General features: G+C 38.7%; 14 protein-coding genes. 8 read left to right on the top strand and 6 right to left on the bottom strand.

What is annotated here, in order from left to right:
- Nucleotides 1–1297, top strand: a 1297-nt coding sequence (locus B2X72_RS24660) for a hypothetical protein (protein ID WP_286851904.1), incomplete at its 5' end; no start/stop codon positions are given.
- 120 nt (nucleotides 1298–1417) lie between these two features.
- A complete protein-coding gene (locus B2X72_RS24655; protein ID WP_157698399.1) occupies nucleotides 1418–1852 on the top strand; it encodes a hypothetical protein in 435 nt (144 codons plus the stop codon).
- Between the two features lie 36 nt (nucleotides 1853–1888).
- On the opposite strand, the gene B2X72_RS24650 is transcribed toward B2X72_RS24655, so the two are convergent.
- Nucleotides 1889–3088 carry a hypothetical protein gene (locus B2X72_RS24650; protein ID WP_088160675.1) on the bottom strand — a complete coding sequence of 400 codons (1200 nt, stop codon included), beginning with the start codon at nucleotides 3086–3088 and terminating at the stop codon, nucleotides 1889–1891.
- Nucleotides 3089–3584: 496 nt separating this feature from the next.
- Nucleotides 3585–4514 (bottom strand): IS4 family transposase, encoded by a 930-nt coding sequence (locus B2X72_RS24645; RefSeq protein WP_198386054.1) that lies wholly within the window; start codon nucleotides 4512–4514, stop codon nucleotides 3585–3587.
- 336 nt (nucleotides 4515–4850) lie between these two features.
- Here B2X72_RS24645 and B2X72_RS24640 point away from each other — a divergent pair, with 336 nt between their 5' ends.
- Nucleotides 4851–5165 (top strand): hypothetical protein, encoded by a 315-nt coding sequence (locus B2X72_RS24640; RefSeq protein WP_088160676.1) that lies wholly within the window; start codon nucleotides 4851–4853, stop codon nucleotides 5163–5165.
- Between the two features lie 374 nt (nucleotides 5166–5539).
- Here B2X72_RS24640 and B2X72_RS24635 read toward each other — a convergent pair whose 3' ends face one another.
- Nucleotides 5540–5812 (bottom strand): helix-turn-helix domain-containing protein, encoded by a 273-nt coding sequence (locus B2X72_RS24635; RefSeq protein ID WP_088160677.1) that lies wholly within the window; start codon nucleotides 5810–5812, stop codon nucleotides 5540–5542.
- Between the two features lie 757 nt (nucleotides 5813–6569).
- Between B2X72_RS24635 and B2X72_RS24630 the strand changes: the two genes are divergently transcribed.
- The 4 genes from B2X72_RS24630 to B2X72_RS24615 are packed head-to-tail and all read left to right on the top strand — an operon-like array spanning nucleotide 6570 to nucleotide 12448.
- On the top strand, nucleotides 6570–6944 hold the full coding sequence (locus B2X72_RS24630) for a hypothetical protein (protein ID WP_088160678.1): 375 nt from the start codon (nucleotides 6570–6572) through the stop codon (nucleotides 6942–6944).
- Nucleotides 6945–6961: 17 nt separating this feature from the next.
- Nucleotides 6962–7891, top strand: coding sequence for a TlpA family protein disulfide reductase (locus B2X72_RS24625; protein ID WP_088160679.1), 930 nt, complete (start codon nucleotides 6962–6964; stop codon nucleotides 7889–7891).
- 1 nt (nucleotide 7892) lies between these two features.
- Nucleotides 7893–11066 carry a SusC/RagA family TonB-linked outer membrane protein gene (locus tag B2X72_RS24620; protein WP_088160680.1) on the top strand — a complete coding sequence of 1058 codons (3174 nt, stop codon included), beginning with the start codon at nucleotides 7893–7895 and terminating at the stop codon, nucleotides 11064–11066.
- 11 nt (nucleotides 11067–11077) lie between these two features.
- Entirely contained in the window at nucleotides 11078–12448 is a 1371-nt protein-coding gene (locus B2X72_RS24615) for a RagB/SusD family nutrient uptake outer membrane protein (protein WP_088160681.1), read from the top strand.
- A gap of 72 nt (nucleotides 12449–12520) precedes the next feature.
- Here the strand turns inward: B2X72_RS24615 and B2X72_RS24610 are convergent, their stop codons facing one another.
- The 3 genes from B2X72_RS24610 to B2X72_RS24600 form a co-directional block, all read right to left on the bottom strand.
- Complete coding sequence (locus B2X72_RS24610; protein ID WP_088160682.1) at nucleotides 12521–12862, bottom strand: hypothetical protein; 342 nt, start codon at nucleotides 12860–12862, stop codon at nucleotides 12521–12523.
- An 82-nt stretch (nucleotides 12863–12944) separates the two neighbouring features.
- Nucleotides 12945–13220, bottom strand: a complete 276-nt coding sequence (locus tag B2X72_RS24605) for a hypothetical protein (RefSeq protein ID WP_286851899.1) — start codon at nucleotides 13218–13220, stop codon at nucleotides 12945–12947.
- A 294-nt stretch (nucleotides 13221–13514) separates the two neighbouring features.
- Nucleotides 13515–14522: an AraC family transcriptional regulator gene (locus tag B2X72_RS24600; RefSeq protein ID WP_088160684.1), complete on the bottom strand. Its 1008-nt coding sequence runs from the start codon at nucleotides 14520–14522 to the stop codon at nucleotides 13515–13517.
- A 1429-nt stretch (nucleotides 14523–15951) separates the two neighbouring features.
- On the opposite strand from B2X72_RS24600, the gene B2X72_RS24595 reads away from it, so the two are divergent.
- A complete protein-coding gene (locus B2X72_RS24595) occupies nucleotides 15952–17274 on the top strand; it encodes an IPT/TIG domain-containing protein (protein WP_088160685.1) in 1323 nt (440 codons plus the stop codon).
- The last annotated feature ends 19 nt before the right edge of the window (nucleotides 17275–17293 follow it).

The following is a 17293-nucleotide window of genomic DNA, read 5'->3' as shown; positions in this document are numbered from 1 at the left end:
CAGCTTTTCAGCTCCCCCTGACCAATTTATTATCGATAAAGAAGATAAGGATTTGTCCCTAATTAGCGTTACTAAGAAAAATGCAAGTGATGTGTGGATGAACTTTGATTTTGTATTAGCTAAATCTTTGGGGTATGATACTAATTTAGTATTGAATGTATTTGGAGTCAATGAGACAGAATTAAATTTGGGTTCAGATTTTTCTGCTTTGACAGCCAAATCAGTAATTGGAGGAGCAGGAAAGTCTAGTTTTGATTTTGCTAAATTTATTAATGGTGGCGTAGAATATACATCTTCTGCAGGAGCTCTTTTAGAATCAATAAATAAATTAAAAGAGGCTATTCCAAATGTTCAGTCTAGGGCCGATTTAATGTCTACGGAAAAAAATAATATGAAAGCTGCTAATCTTCGTGCAGCTGTTCCTATTACAACTATTGCCGCTGGAGTAAGCGTAATTAAAGGATTATTTGGTTTTGTGAAGTCTTTTGTTGGTGGATCAAAGTCTGCTACTAATACACAGACAACGTTACAATACAATGGGATTGTTAAAACAACTGGAACAACAAGCCTTACAAATAATTTATATAATATCCAGTTTTATACAGGTAAAGATGGACTTTCGCCGTCCTATTATGTTCCATTATACGATTATGCTATTGGGTTAATATTGCTTTTTGAATCTGAGAAAGGAGATTTGCGTAATTTTGCCTTAAATCTAAGGTTCGATGAAAACTACTATCAGTGCTCGAATGCATGGCCGTATGAAAGAGTAAGACAAGGCCAATTTAGCATAAAAAAGCAACCGATTTTCCGTATAATTTCTCAGTTTGAGAATGATGAGGTTAGTGATTTGGTTAATCATGTAAGATTAGATAGTGTAAAGCTAACTTTATTGAATCGAAAGAACTTTGGTGATGGGCATATAGGTTCATTTCAGTTTATACGGTCTTTTAGTAAGTATGAACTTTACAATGAAGGAGTAACTAATAGTAGCGTTAATTCTGGGTGGCGTGAGTTTTATCCAAATATGCAAAGAGCCCATCCTTCAGATTTTTTTATTAAAAAATTTTATTACCCTCATGATGTTATAGCTGGCGGGCATTATTCGGTTGGAGGTAAAACAGATCAAAGATATAGGCCAGCAATAGGAATTTATATTAAATTCACGATAACTGATCCAAAATATCCAGATAATGCATCGAGAGAAAGAGTTATTTTTAAGGTTGTTGATACAGAGCTACGAGGGGGAATGGAGGATCCTGGGAAAGGAGGATGTCCCGTAATTACTTACAACTAATTAAAAGGGTAAAAACTTTATTTTGATAAACTATACAAAAAAATCCTGCACAGGGCAGGATTTTTTTTGTAGCATCACGTTCTAATATTTCGTTACACAGTCAAATAATATAAACTTTAAATGATGAAAAAAATATTCTATTTATTTGTATTAAGTATTGTCCTGTTTTTTGGGTGCAAAAAGTCAGATGATAAACCCGACACTGAACCTGATGGCCTCAAAATAGAGATAAAAGGAATTTCTGGCTGGGGTAATGGGGTGAACATCAGCATTGATCAAAATAAGACTGAAATTAAATATCCTAAAGATGATCTATCAGGGGCAAAAAAAGATAAAGTTTATAAAACAAGTGAGGCTACATTAAAACAGCTGTCCAACTATATCAATACTTATAAATTAATGGATGCTAAAATTAATGAATGCGCACGTTGTGCGGATGGACTTGATTATGTGATCACAATTAAATCCGAAGGCAGAGAAAATACGGTAACCATTGCAGCATACCGTACAGATGGTAGATATACTGATCTATTAGACTTTATTATTAAGATGTAATAACTATAGCTAAGTGGCTATTTTTTGCGGGAAATTTTACCTAGGTTCATAGTGATAAACGATCTGATACGATTGATTCTTGAGTTCATCTGATAATTGACCGATGGCTAAACTTTGGGCTTGCGGAGTAGGCTCACATACTGAATAGTATTTACCATTGTACAGAATTGCGTCACCAATAGGATGTTCAAATTGGACGGCCATCGTGATATGCGTAGGGTAGAGGAGAGTGATCATTGGCAGATTGTAAATCTCTTTAACTAGGTAAAAAAATAGTGCTACACGATCATCACAGTCGCTATATTTATTTAATAATGTCTGCTCTGGAGATAGCCGTTTTTCTGTCCCGAAATTATCTTCGTCATTCTCATACAAAAATGCATAGCGTGTAAACCGCATTAAATAATCTAGACCTTCTTTTTCTTTCTTTCCTTTTAGATTTTCTTTGAGGGCAGGAACCAATGATTGATAAGTTTCCTTACTCAATGGAATATTGAAATAGGTCTCGAAATCCACTCCCGGATAATTTTTGAAAAGGTCGCTGATATCATGATTCAGCTTTACATTAAAATGATAAGCTTTATGACCATAATTGAATGCAATTTGTTTTTCAACGTAGTTTGCAGGTACAAAATCCGGTAGCTTTGTGATTTTATAGCTGAAATCGTTGGTGGCTTCCGGCACTTTAATATTTACAGGGATATAGGTGTCTGCCCGTTGAAATAGTTTTCCATAATCATGGAAATTTAAACATGTATATTTCTTACCATCAACTTCAAAAAAAGGAATATCAGAAATATCCTCATTGTTCTGAATAAAAAAGACAATCTGATTATTTCCTACTGCCAAACGCGCATCATATCCAGATTTGCACATCAGAAACCATTTGTATAGCGTGTAACGTGCATAGTTCTCCGTTTTTGGTGCAATTTGTTGTGCTGTGCGACGCACAAGCTGATAATATACCCAGTCGTTGAGGTGTTGTTTATCTTTGTATTCGAGTAAACTATTTACCAGATCATGGTATTCTGCCTGATCGGCAGTTTGGTAGAACTCCTGTACGCGTGCTCCCGTTAAACTATCATTGAATGGAATATTGAAAGATGGGCTTACATTAATTGAAACTTTTCCATCGTAAAAATCGAAATCATGATGCTGCGCCTTAGCAATTTGTAGACTGCATGTAAACCAACATAAAATGGTCAAAAAGGCAATATGGCATCCTTTGATATTCATTTATTAACAATTTAATAACATTAGTGTAATATAAATTTAACAATTATAGATCCTTTTTCCAAGGATTTGAGAAAAATGTTTTTTGGATTATATACTAGGAAATTTTAATTGTATGTTTTTAAGACCGTGGAGTCGTGGTGTTGTTAAATATATACACTACCGTCCAAAATAAAATTTAATTTACGAAAAAAGGCGATTTTTCTTATCAAGAAGCGTGTTATTTTAGATTCCTCCATTAGCTATCCCCCCCTTATTTCAAAAGACGCTAAACTGTCCGTTTTTATCAGGCGTTTTTTTCTTGATAAATGGGTCGTTCGCCCATTGCCAAAAATCAATCTTCACAAATATGTTCATGCGTATAAAGCTCACAAGATTGGACAGATTCCACTTGTAGATGACCTTTTTCTGTATATATTTGAGTAACAGTATTCCGATCAGGACAGTCCATATCTGTATCTGAACGGCATTTTGCGATGTTCCCACAAAACTGGTGACCTTAAGACGCTGTTTGAGGTGTTTGGAAAAAAATCTCTATCTGCCAACGTTGTTTATAGATCATTGCTACCATTGAGGGTTTCCACTGGAGATTGTTGGTCAGAAATTCATATTCATCGCCCGTTGTGCTGTCTAAAACGTGCACAAGCCTGAGTTTCTTTCCCCCATATCGTTTTGCGCTCTCCCCGCTCAATGTAATCACCTGATCCTTAAGGATACCACTTTGAAGCATCGAATCACTCTGATAGCTCTTTAACACGCTGTATTTCATGTTTACTTTGCTCCGTGTGACGAAGAAACTCCCACTGCTGTCCAAAATATTCATCCATTTAAAATCGACATAACCCCGGTCCATGACAACAACGCTGCCCTTGGGGAAAGAAAAGCTGTTAGCTTTTTTACTCTCATGTACCTTACCATCGGTAATCTCCATGAAAACCGGTAGGCACCCATCATAGTCAAGTACGGTATGCAGTTTCGCAGCACCCTTATTGCTCCGGAATTTAGCCCAGTCAAATATCGACAGGCATAATGGGATCACGCTGGCATCCATCAGATAGACCTTACCCTTCAATGCCCTGAGCTCACTGCGTTGGTTGGGCTCCTTATTCCAAAGATTGTCCAAAAGGGCGAAATAAAGGTCTTTGAAAAGCTTATGGTCGCGGTGTTCATTCATATAGGAGATGCTCGATTTGCTGGGAGCTCGGCAAATACCCATATGGTTCACGTTGCCCGTGGTACTGCGAAGACCGTTACTGATATCCCGGACCGAATCGCTGCAGGAGAGATGGCAAAAAAGCATGCTCACCAGATGTGTCCAACTGTTAAGGCCTTTCTGATGCTTGTCACTATTGTATTTAGATACGAGTTTTTTAAAAATATCCCGGTCTATCAAGGATAGAAGCTGACTAAAAACGTTTATATTTACCATTGCTGAGGTGGCGTAGTTGTGTTTTCAATATAATATTTTTTGAAAACACAATACGTCACTTTTTTTATACGATTTTTTTATCGTTTTGGACGCTACTGTATTAAAGTGAATTATGTTTAAGTGGTGTGAAATATTTTTTTTCTGATATAATCACTTTTTGTCAATAAGTTCGGCGATCCATCAAACAGGGCGAAGTATTATTACAGTGTAAAGATCATTAATGAGCTGGACCAAGAGATCCTTTATTCCAAGTTAAGTTACAAGCTGCTCGTATTGCCCAATTTTAACAAATCCCTGACCGCGCTGGATACGGTTATCTACCAATGAATGTACCTGATGAAGCATCTGGATGAGATGGAAGGATTGCCTAAGTGTTTTGATAAAAGAATATTCTCCCGTATCCTTGCTATAGGAGAACTGGCAAATTTAACGCCAGAAGAGAAGATGTCATACATATCAAGCTTGGAACAAAAACGTGTCTATAATGCCACGATTGCGTATGCTGAAAAGGAGGGGATGGAAAAAGGTAAGTTGGAAGAGCGTGCCAGGATTGAGTCAATAGCTTTAGGAATGAAAAAAGACGGCCTTCCGATTGAACAGATTGCAAAGTATACAAAGCTGACAATAGAAGAGATCGAAAAACTGAAATAGATTTTTTAGTTTACAAAATATTGCAGAGCCATTCTTTTCGGGATGGCTTTTTCTTTTGATATAAAAAATGGTCTGAATAATCTTGGATTGTATCATGTTGATTTCATTTAGTTTTTCAAAAATGCATTACATCTTCAATAACATCAAAAAGAGCATTATTGAACATGCGGTCATCGATGGTAAAAGATGGTGTTTTCAGTCAGCCTATGTAAACATTATAGCCGATATTGACTTTCCCGAATGATAAAAGGGTCGCGTTGGTAACACGATTTTCCTTATCGACCAGTTTGAGCTTCTTTAAATTTTCCAATTGCTGCATTTACCTTATCCGTAAACTTCTGGACCTATCAAGATCAATGTCTTGCACCTTAGATTTAAGAATCTAATTTTATCGAGTCATAATCTTCATTAAAAAATTCTGGAAAGGAATAACCAATGGCATTTAGATGTTTAATGAAGACCTTTAGTGTTACGTTGGCGGAGCCCGCTTCTATTTTTCCGTATTGAGCTCTGTCAAGATTGTAATCATAAGCGAAGTTTTCATGGCTAGAATAGCCCATGGCTTTTCTTATTTGCTTGAAACGTAGACCAATTCTTTTTTGTTCAACATCAAGAACTAGTATATTATTATTGTTTTTATGCTCCATTCTATAAAAGAACGGAAGCTGTAAGTAAAATACCACTCCATAAAACAATACGTTTTATTTGGAGTTATTTAGATAGTTTTATATATTTGTCGTGGTTAAATATAATTATCTGAGTTTAATGTGAGAGATAAAAAGTAGGAAGTAAACTAAATTGAAAAACGAACTCTCGTAGCAGGATCTGGCGATTTTTATGATACGAAGAGTGAGTAATGCGTCGATTTATCCTATCTTTGGAGAATATTCCTAGGGTAGGATGGCGCTTGCTTGATCTTTGCATCATCCATTGTTATTTTTAACAAAGGTACTGAAAGTTATATCCTAGGGTAATGAGTAAAGGTTCCGCCAGAGCCTCTGCTGCTACGACAAGCAAGTAGTCATCCATTTTTGGCTATTTCTTTGAGTTCGTTTTAATTTGACGAATTATGAGAAATAAAATCAAAAAAATAAAGCACCAATTAACACTACAAAAATGTGATGTTATTGGTGCTTTTGTTTTTCGGAAGCAATTACAAAAAAACATCATTACGGCCCCCGAATAGCTCGGCTGGCCCCGCCAAATACTATTTGGCCTCTTTTAGCCATGGACCGCGTGTTGCCAATATTATACCTTGTGACCCCTCATTCAAACGCTATCTGGCTTACCGAATTAATTAAATTATTGTCAAACTGACCTGAGTATGATCAGGCCTCAAAAAAGCTGATTTCGATCGGAGAGGGGATCTTATGTCCTTCGGGTTACGGATTTACAAACTGAAAAATGAAAAGGATTTTGGCGCTACAATTTGCTTTTGATTGGATGATTTACGATGTCCACAAGGTTGATTATGACCCGATAAAGGAGAGCGAAACATTTTGGGATCGGTATGCCTTAAATACGATATCTACTAATATCCTAGTGCAGTTGAGTGCTTATGTTGATGATGGAGTAGAAAGGCATCAGCTTTTGAAAGATGAGGAAATGCAGGAGTTTGCAATTGCAGTGTCTCGTCTGTTGATCGCATCCTGTATCGTCAATCATCGTAAACTAGATATTACGAAAGCTGAGCTGCCATCGGAAGTAAACGCGCTTTTAGAAAAAGAGCTGGAATTGAGCAAAAAAATCGCTGATTTTTTAAGTCGGTTATCGAAATAACCATTAACAAACAAATTATGAATACTTTAAAATTATTGACGCTAGTCAAGATAAATATAAATACCTACATCTGCCAAGCACTGGCCAGATACTCGAGCAGACCCTACTGTAAGGGTACTGGCCGAGTGCTGAAAAAGATACGCCTACTGGCTACCGACTTTTTCCCAGTTAATACCGGCCTTTCTTCTGCCTTTTATGCTATTCGCTTCGAGTCGGCATCGGGTTTTCATCGCTGTGACCCGCTGAAATTCCGATGCCGACTCGATGAAAACCCGCGGAAAGAGCGAAGTTGGTCAGGAGTTAGTAGGGTGTTGCTTCTGCTTACAGCTTTAGTTTTTCAATATTTATATTTTTCTTTTAAGGTATTGAAGAACATAAGAGCTTTTATCTTATTGGCTCTTATGTTTCATATGTTTAGTTTATCGGCTCAGACGCCTCGCAAGGACAGCGGGGCCGACGGGCCAATAGCAGGACATTCTGATATCATACCATTAAAAATCGGTCATAGAGTCCCAGAAGAGTTCTGGACTAAAGAACATCTCTTTTATATCAATGGGGATACCGTGCGTAAGACTCTCCATGAATATAAAGGGAAGCTTTTGATCCTTGACTTTTGGATGATCGGTTGTTCCAAGTGTTTTCTACATCAAAAGGAAATCAATTACTATAAAAAGCTTTATGGGGACAAACTGGCGGTAATAATGGTTAATGGCGTTAAAACAAAAAATAATTATGCCAGTATCCATAGCTATCTAAAAAGTGAATGGTTTCGGAGCTTGGGACTGGAATCATTTTCATCAATAATTGAAAGTAGCCATTTGGACCAATTGCTTCAACCTGCCGGCTACCCAATGTATTATTGGATAAACCAATATGGCATACTACAGACGGTAACCTACCGTAATCTATTGGACAGGGATTATGTAGCGCCATTTTTAGAGAAATAAGATGGTAAGAACGATTATTTTCATTTGCAGTATGTTGGTTCTAGGAACGCAACTGCAAGGACAGATACTGATAAAAGGAACGGTGCTGGATAGCCTAGGGGAGGCGATAAGTGGTGTGTTTGTAAGCGAGAGCCACAATAATAGCCGGGTGCTGACAGGTAAAAGCGGTAAATTTGAACTTCATACGGCAGCAAATCAAGGTACGCTGTCATTTCAGCATCTCGGTTATCTACAGCACACGTTGGCATTCGATGGGGCCACCGCTGCACTGGTCGTAAGGTTAAAATCACGTACGACACAACTCGACGAAGTTATTGTCTCGACAGGATATCAGTCCATACCGAAAGAACGGGCTACGGGTTCTTTTTCAACCGTTGGGAAGGAACTGTTTAACCAGCAGGTGGGTACGGATATTCTTTCAAGATTACCTGTTGTAGCAAATAGTCTTGTCATGGATGCTGGCCGAAGTCAGTCTAGTCCCCAGATCATGGTCCGTGGGTTAAGTACCATCAATGGGCCTAAAGATCCTTTGATAGTGGTTGACAATTTCCCCTATGATGGTGATATTAACAATATTAATCCCAATACGGTAGAGAATATTACGATACTAAAGGATGCTGCAGCTTCCAGTATTTGGGGAGCACGGGCAGCGAATGGTGTAATTGTGATCACAACGAAAAAAGGAAAGTTAGATAGGCCCACTTCTTTTGAATTCAATGCCAACAACACCGTGGATGCAAAGCCTGACCTCTACTATATTCCTCAGATGTCATCGTCAGATTTTATAGATGTAGAACGGGAATTATACAGTCGTGGATTTTATAAAAGTAAAATAAGCTCGGCTAGTAAACCTTTGTTAAGTCCTGTGATCGATCTACTTGATCTGGCGGATAACGGAAAGGTTTCCAAAGAAGAAGCTCTGACAAGGATTAATGAATTAAGAGATGTTGATGTACGTGAACAATTGAATCATTATGTATATAAACCTGCTTACAAACAGCAATATTTTTTAATAGGATCTGGAGGGGCAGCAAAGTTCTCTTGGCTTTCGTCGATAGGGTATGATCGAAATATTGGAACACTAGGTGATCGTTACGAACGTATCAATTTGCGCTTTCAACAAGCTTATGAAATTAGTAAGCAATTTTCTGTTGCCACTAATCTGTATTATACGCAGACAGCTACAAAGTCTGGACGCAATGGATATAATGATATCTCCAATCTTTTTCCCTATACACGTATTGCAGATCAAAACGGGCAGGCGCTAGCGGTGCCACGGAACTATAGGCAGAGTTTTATTGAGTCTTTTGGTGATGGAAATCTGCTGGATTGGAGTTATTACCCATTGGTGGATTCGGAGCATCAGATACGCAGAAGTCCGGCAACAGATTTATTGGGGACGATCGAGCTAAACTATGAAATTATCAAGGGGCTGAAAATAGCAGGAAATTATCAATATGAACAAGCGCACAGCGTGGGAACAAGCTTTGCCGATCAATATAGTTATATGGCACGTGATTATTTGAACCGGTTTACACAGCTTCAGAACAATAAGGTTGAATATATAATACCCGTTGGTGGGATACTTGATAAAAGTGCGTCCTTAATGCATGCGAACAATCTACGTGGGACGCTCAGTTTTGACCGTAAATTTGGTAAGCATACAATTACTGCCATTGTAGGGACCGAGATAAGAGATGCCCGTCGTGAATCGAACAACAACAGGTTCTATGGATACAATCCTGATAATTTAACATTTGGAAATATAGATTATAAAACCTCTTATCCGACTGTTATTACTGGTGCGAAAGATTATGTACCGAATAGTCAGACACTGACTGGGACGGTTACGAGGTTTGTTTCTCAGTTTGCCAATGCAGCTTATAGTTTTGATAACAGATATACGGTTTCGGGTAGTCTACGTCGCGATGCATCTAATCTATTTGGACTGAAGACAAATGACCAATGGAATCCTTTTTGGTCAGCAGGTGCCGCATGGAAAATCTCCAATGAGAAATTCTTCAATACAAACTTGCTCTCTTATCTCAACCTGAGGACAACTTATGGTTTCAGCGGTAACATAGATCCTGCGATGGTAGCTGTAAACACCATTGGCTTCGCTGCTCCTTCAGTATTTACAGGTGGTCCCTCCGCTGCATTTGTGAATTTCTATAATCCTCTGTTGAAATGGGAGACGAGTAAAATGCTCAATATCGCACTTGATTTTAGAACAAAGAATAGCCGTATAGCAGGTGCATTGGAATTTTATCATAAATGGGGGCAAAATTTATTCGGTCAGGCGCCGATAGACCTGACCACAGGCGTAAATACTTCAATGCAGCGAAATGTAGCCAATATGCATGGCCAGGGATGGGATTTAGAGTTAACAACAAAAAATATTGACCATATGCATTTAAAATGGAATAGTACCCTCAACGTGAGCATGTATAAAGATGCAGTCGATGATTACCTGATATCACGCACATTGGCACAGCAATACGTAAATGTAGCGACCCCGCCAATTTCGGGAATTAAGGGGAAGCCGGTCTATGCGATTTACAGCTATAGATGGGCTGGTCTAGATCCCTTTACGGGTGAAGCACAAGGCTATCTGAACGGTGAGGTCAGTAAGGATTATACTGCGATTACGGGCGCTGGTACGAAAGAGGAAGATCTGAAGTTTCACGGATCGGCTGTACCGACCCTATTTGGTAATTTGCAAAATTCATTTTCGTATAAACGCTTCAGTCTTCAGCTTGGCCTTACTTATAAATTGGGCTATTGGTATCGGCGTTCCTCTATCAATTACACCAATCTGTTTAATAGTGGAAAAGGTCATCGTGATTATGCGGATCGATGGCGGAAGCCTGGAGATGAGCTCATAACGAATGTTCCTGTTAATCCATATACCACAAATAGTAACAGGGACAGGTTTTATGAAGGAGCCAGTGTTCTAGTCGAAAAAGGTGATCATATTCGATTACAATATATCAATGTGGGATATGACTTCCCTTATTTTAAAGGCTTTAAAAGATTACATATTTACCTCAATCTACAAAATATTGGTACGCTATGGAAGGCTAATAAAGCTGGTATTGATCCGGATTTTAACTTAGGAAGCGGTCGGACGATTGCACCGCAGAGCTATTCAGTGGGAGTAAAAACAAGCATTTAAAGAAAAAGTTTATGAAAAGAATATGGAATAAAGTCTTATTGCTCCCCCTGTTTCTCTTTTGCCTTGGGGGCTGTAACAAATTTTTGGAAGAAAAATCAGATAAGAGTTTAGGGATCCCTATAACGGTAGCAGATTATAGGGCATTATTGAATGATTGGGCTACAGTAAACTCAAATTATCTCTCTATGGGGGAGACGAGCAGTAACGATATTGTGTTGACAGATGCGGACTATAATGGACTGTATTACGATAGTGATAAACGTCTGTACAGTTGGCAACCCGACTATGTGACGCGTGCTGTATCTGGCGGAGGGCATGAATGGTATTATTGCTATAAAGGTATCTATGTTTCCAATTCTATACTTAAGGGGCTGGATGATAACGGACTGGCTGGTAAAGATGCGGATGAAGTACGGGGGCAGGCCCTAGTTTTCAGGGCAGCCCGTTATTTGGATGGAGTACAGGTATGGGCACCTGCCTATGATGCTAAAACCGCCGATAAGGAATTGGGTATGGCATTACGTCTTGATCCTGATATGAATTTGCCTTCTAAAAGAGCTACAGTACAACAGACCTATGATTTAATTTTATCTGATTTGCAAGAAGCATTACCTTTATTGCCGACGTCCGAATCTTCTCCCGCCCTTCCTACAAAGGCCGCCACGTACGGGTTATTGGCCCGTGCTTATTTAATTATGGGTGACTATGAGAAAGCTCTAGCTAATGGGCAACAGGCGCTAAAGCTCCATAGTGATTTGATTGATTTTAATGATCTATCGGCCTCAGCGAGTTTCCCCATACCTGCAACAAATCAGACCAGCCGGGAAGTGGTCTTTTTTACAAGAATGTATGCTTCCAATATTGTTAACCTAAATATAGCCCAGATAAATAAAGATCTTTATTTAATGTATGCGGCGGGTGATCTTCGAAAAAGTATCTATTTTAGGCTAGATAATAAGGGCGCTATATTTTTTAAAGGTACACATATGGGCCATCAGGGACTCGTTACAGGCATCACATCCAGTGAACTGTTACTAATAGTAGCTGAATGTGAGGCTCGTCTGGGAAATCTTGGTAAAGCGGCTGAAACGCTAAATCTACTGATGATAAAGCGTTGGGATAAAAATACTTTTAAGCCCTTTGTATTCACTGATGTGGATATAGCTCTTCGTACAATCCTGAATGAAAGGCGAAAAGAGTTACTATTTCGTGGGCTTCGATGGTCGGATGTCAAGCGGTTGAATAGAGATGGTGCCAGAATAATTCTTTCTCGTAAAATCAACAATCAGCAGTTTTTACTGGCTCACAATGATAAGCGATATGCAATTGCATTGCCTGAGGATGTGTTGGATCTAACAGGGATGGAACAGAATCCTAGATAGGCCCTCTAATAGTAGGAATAGTATTGGGGTATAACCACCCCAATACTATTCCAGCTAAAAATAACATTCCTGCTAATCTCTCTTGCTAAAACTTGAATCATCCAATATATTTTGATTGGATTTTCCAGAAAGCATAGACTCAAGATCACTTTGGTCTATTGCTGTTTTTTCACAAGGCTTTGTCGTACCTGTTCCGCATGTGGATGGAGAGGTTCCTGGCTCCCAGTTGTCAGGATTAGCAAATGCTCCCTCGCTGGTATCGTCACTTGCGTAATGAAATACAACCATTTCTTTTTGAGAGGTTGCTTTAACTTCCTTCTTCTCCGTTGCTTTTGCTACCCAAAAAGCTCCTATCAATAAAAAGAAAGATAATACAATACCGGTACGTAACCAGTTAATTTTTAAAGTGCTCATATGCATCTTTTTAAGTTTATATAATTTTATTAGTTATTTTTTGCATTTCGGGTTTGCCTCACAGCCATGCGATCGAGGGATCCTATGTTGAGGTCAACCACCTTCCTTGAAACTGGGAGACCGGCATACTCGGGAACAGAGCAAACTTACGTGGATACCACATTTTGTCCGCAACTCTCTTTAGGGCCAAGGATAGACAGATAGGGGCATAGCAAAGCTCCTTGAACAAAGGAACGACACGATACCTAAACGGAAGGACAAACCGCCCAAACAGCCTCATCAATAAGGATTGGAACACTGGCCCTAAATGTAGGCCAAGTCGTTTGATTGTTTCTTTCGCTGTTTGTAGACTTTTCATCTCCGTTTATTTTACCTATCCATAACCTGTTGCGCAGCGGCACAGCCTTGGCGCGGCCTGCCCTCTGTTTTGCTTTGCACTTTATCGCTGTACCCGCGTCCCTATTTATTTTGTTCCAGCTCTCCCTTCCAACCCTTCGCAGACGTACCGAAGATCGCTGGAAACCCCGTCGGGAAAGACGGGGATCGCATGGCACTAGTACGCCCGCCATCTCTTTTGCTTTTAGTTCTTTAAGCGTATTTCAAAGGTAAGCCTGTCTCAGCACATTCATTTACGCATTTTTGATCTTGTGATTTACTGATTTTTGTCATTGTCCGGATTATGGTGGAATTTTATATATTCGGAAGGATACAGGCCTACCCGTTTCTCAAAGTAGTCGGAGAAACCACTTTGGTATTTAAATCCGCAAAAATTGGCTACTTCCCTATTGGTATAAGCTGAAAGCAGCCTGTCTTTTGCCAGTGGAAGGAGTATTTCATCCCGATATTTTAAAAGGGGCTGTTTGTAATAGCGTTTATGACAGCGTGCAAGATAAGCGTCAGAAACGCCTAACGAAAAGGCAATTTGGCTAATATTCACCTCCTGAAATCCTTGATTTACGATATCATATATTATTTTTCTTGCTTTTTTAGCAAGGACTTCACCTTCGCTCAGTTTCTCATAAAACCCAAACTGTTTTGTTTCTGCGATATCGAATAATAGGTAAATCTGCTCGATTACCCTTGCCTCATTTTGTTTGCTGTAATTAAAGAAGATCGTTTCAATACGGTTCAGCTGATAACTTGTAAGCTCTTTGATCGGCCATAAGGCTGTCTGGTAGAGACTGGTTTTATCCTTTTTCCTTGCATTTTTTAATTCGGATAGAAAATGCCCGTGATGGTAAATGATATCCCTTACGAGACCGATATCAATCAACAGCCCGTAGACCAGGTAGTTCCCTGATTTTAAATGTATGCCAAATTTGCTGCGCGGGATGTAGGTAAATGTGCTGTGTGCATGGGGAAATATGATCTCGTTTTTGGTGGCATGTTTCTGAATGACGATATCGTCTGTCGCTTTCATGGTGTAAATGAGATGAAAGTCCGGCTTGTTTGTTTTCAATTGAACAATACAATCAATGGTCACATGCGCCTGTAACCGATATAATATCACTTGGCGGTAATCTATAAATTCCTCTACAAGCTGTATCGAAGTATCCTCATATAGATTACGTTTTGCATCGGGCAATGGGGGAAGAAATGGGTGTTTTTCGTCCTCGAAATATGCTACTTTTGGTAATGTAAATTTGAAGGTCTTCTTCATACTTATTTTGGTTTGTTGTACAGATTTTGTCTAAGTATAATAGTAAGAAAACTAAGCATCCGGAATATGGCTAATTATTTAATATGCGTGTTTAATTATTTACTTTAAGCATTTTATTATTTTTAACAATTTATTTGTAACGATATATTGTTCTATATCACACTTGTTCATCAAATGATTCCAAACGTAAAATTTGTTATTGTTTTATATTGTAGAATTAATTCCTAAATCCACTGCATTACTTCTCAATTGATCGACATTACTTCCTGTTACTGTTAAATAATCCCAAATATATCGATTCTACAAGATCAAAATTTGACTGAAACGGTAAAATGAGTTGACCATTTGTGCCTTTTTTATAGCAGTATTCAAAACGCATAATACTGGGTTTTAAGGAAAATGCTTGCGTCGTGTGAGAAATTCGGACACTTTTGGAGAAATTCGGACAATAATCGAGTATGCTCGAACTGGACATTGGCTGTATGACGCTATATGCTTTTTCATTTTCCTGATTTTTGGAGTGTTATCAAATCAAAATTAGGGAAGTGGGATACCAAAAAAATGGGCTTTTAAGTACAATTTTTTGGTGTTTGCCTCGCTATTCGTGCAGTCTTTCTTCGCCTCTTGTCCATACCATCTTCGGAATGCCTATATAGATTCTCTACTCATTCTCCACTTACTGCCTACATAATCAGTAGGGAAAGACTAGGGGATGAGTGGAGAAAAGTAAGGTGATCGGCGAATAAGGGGCGAGGTAGTTCCGAATGAGTTCCGAAAATAGGATGAAAAATTTTAGATAATGCTAATCGTACTAACTTCCTTTGTTCGTTGCTATTTTTTCTAATCTTGTTTGCGCGCTGACGTACCACTGACCTACTGTTGGCCTACTATTCTCCTATCCCAGTAAACCAAATGTAGGCCAACAGTAGGAAAACTGTAGGTGAAATACAGTATTAAGGTAGGTAATTACTAAAGGAAAATAACTAGTTGGTTGTGTCCCAATTACAGCACTATTTTCTTTGTTTGTTTTTTAAATCTGTTTTCCTGTGCAAAATTATTGCTAACAAGATGTTACAATGACGAAGGTTTCATTTTATTCTTTTTTGTAATATTTTTGTTTTATTTCGTTTATTAATTTTCTTTCTGCCCAAAATACACTCTTAGCATTAAATTAAAACAATCTTAATGATTTAATAACTAGCTGAATGATGGTTTGTGTGGGCTTGTTTTTAGTTTTGCAACGTTCTAATCGAAGATCTTATTACCTGTGATAGCTTATGTTATATGTTTCTAATGCTTTCATATTTTATTAAAATAACTTTATTATGTTTCAATTTTTGTTTTTTAAATATTTGTTTTGTTTGTTTTTCTAAATTATATTCGATCTAACTTTTAGAACCAATTGTAGATTTACTTAACCGAAGTTATTATGAAATGTAGTCAATTAACATTTTCTTTGTTAATGTTGCTGTTTTCTTCTTCCTGTAAGGAAGATGTTGCGACAAAACAGAGCGAGCATGATCCAAATAAACCAGTCGTGCTCTCTTCTTTCTATCCTGCAGAAGGCGGGGCTAAGGATAAAATCTTATTAGATGGTCAAAATTTTGGATCCGATCCAAATAAGATCAAAGTGTATTTTAATAATGCACGGGCTGCCGTAGTATCCTCGAGTGGAGAACGCATTTATGCCATTGTACCACGCCTCCCTGGCGATGATCCCAAAATTTCGGTTGTCATCGGTAAAGATTCATTGGTTTATGATAAATCATTTACCTATCATATCCAGGCACAAGTTAGTACTGTCACCGGTACGGGGGATAAAAACTTTTTGGCGGGTACCCTTGATCAAGCACATGTCTACGGTAAATACCTAGATATGGACGCGCAAGGCAACCTGTTTATGACCTGGCGTGATGGTGGATCATTTGGGATAGCGCGTATCAACGAAAAGGAAAATATTGTTACCCCTTTATATTCAACGGCATCCTCACCGAACCCTTATGCCAATGGAGTGACGGTAGATCGGGTGACTGGTATTATGACGGTTTCACATGAGTCGGTTGCCGAAGTGTTTTTTTCCTTTGATCCAAGGGAAGCTTGGACAATTCGCCAGCGGAATGCACAGTTCTCAGCTGCGGATTATGCGAAGATCGTTCAGGCCGACCGTTATGCCAACTTTGTGACTTTTTGCCCCTACGATGGACATTTATATACACGCTTTCGTGATGGTCATATCGCTAAAATAGATCCGGTGACATATGCTGCGACGATCGTGCACAAAGGGCCTTATGGTTCACAATATGGACAGGCTATTAATCCTGCAAAACCTTGGGAATTGTATATTACGTTGCACTCAAACGCTAGCCCGAACACGTTTGCACAGGGCATTTCTGTATTAGACCTACGTCCTGACCATATCAACGAAGGCTTCAAACGTATCAATGCACCGGGTGGGTCGGGATTTCGTGACGGCCCCGTCAAAGATGCTGTATTCAATTATCCAAAAGATATCAAATTTGATAAGACCGGAAATATGTTTATTGCTGATTACGGTAACCATTGTATCCGCATGTTATCGGCTGATGGAATTGTTTCTACTGTTGCCGGACAACCGACTAAAGCTGGTTATAAAGACGGTGGGCCTGTAGAATCGCAGTTCAACCAACCTTGGGGAGTTGCGGTGAATGATCAGGGTGATATCTATATCGCAGATTGGAGCAATGCGCGCATCCGTAAATTAGTTATCGAATAATTAACCTACTTATTATATT

Origin of the sequence: Sphingobacterium sp. UBA7253 (assembly GCF_002472745.1) — a bacterium.
Taxonomy (GTDB): Bacteria; Bacteroidota; Bacteroidia; order Sphingobacteriales; family Sphingobacteriaceae; genus Sphingobacterium; species Sphingobacterium siyangense.
The sequence above is the reverse complement of the archived record's forward strand: the minus strand, read 5'-3'. Positions and strand labels throughout refer to the sequence as shown.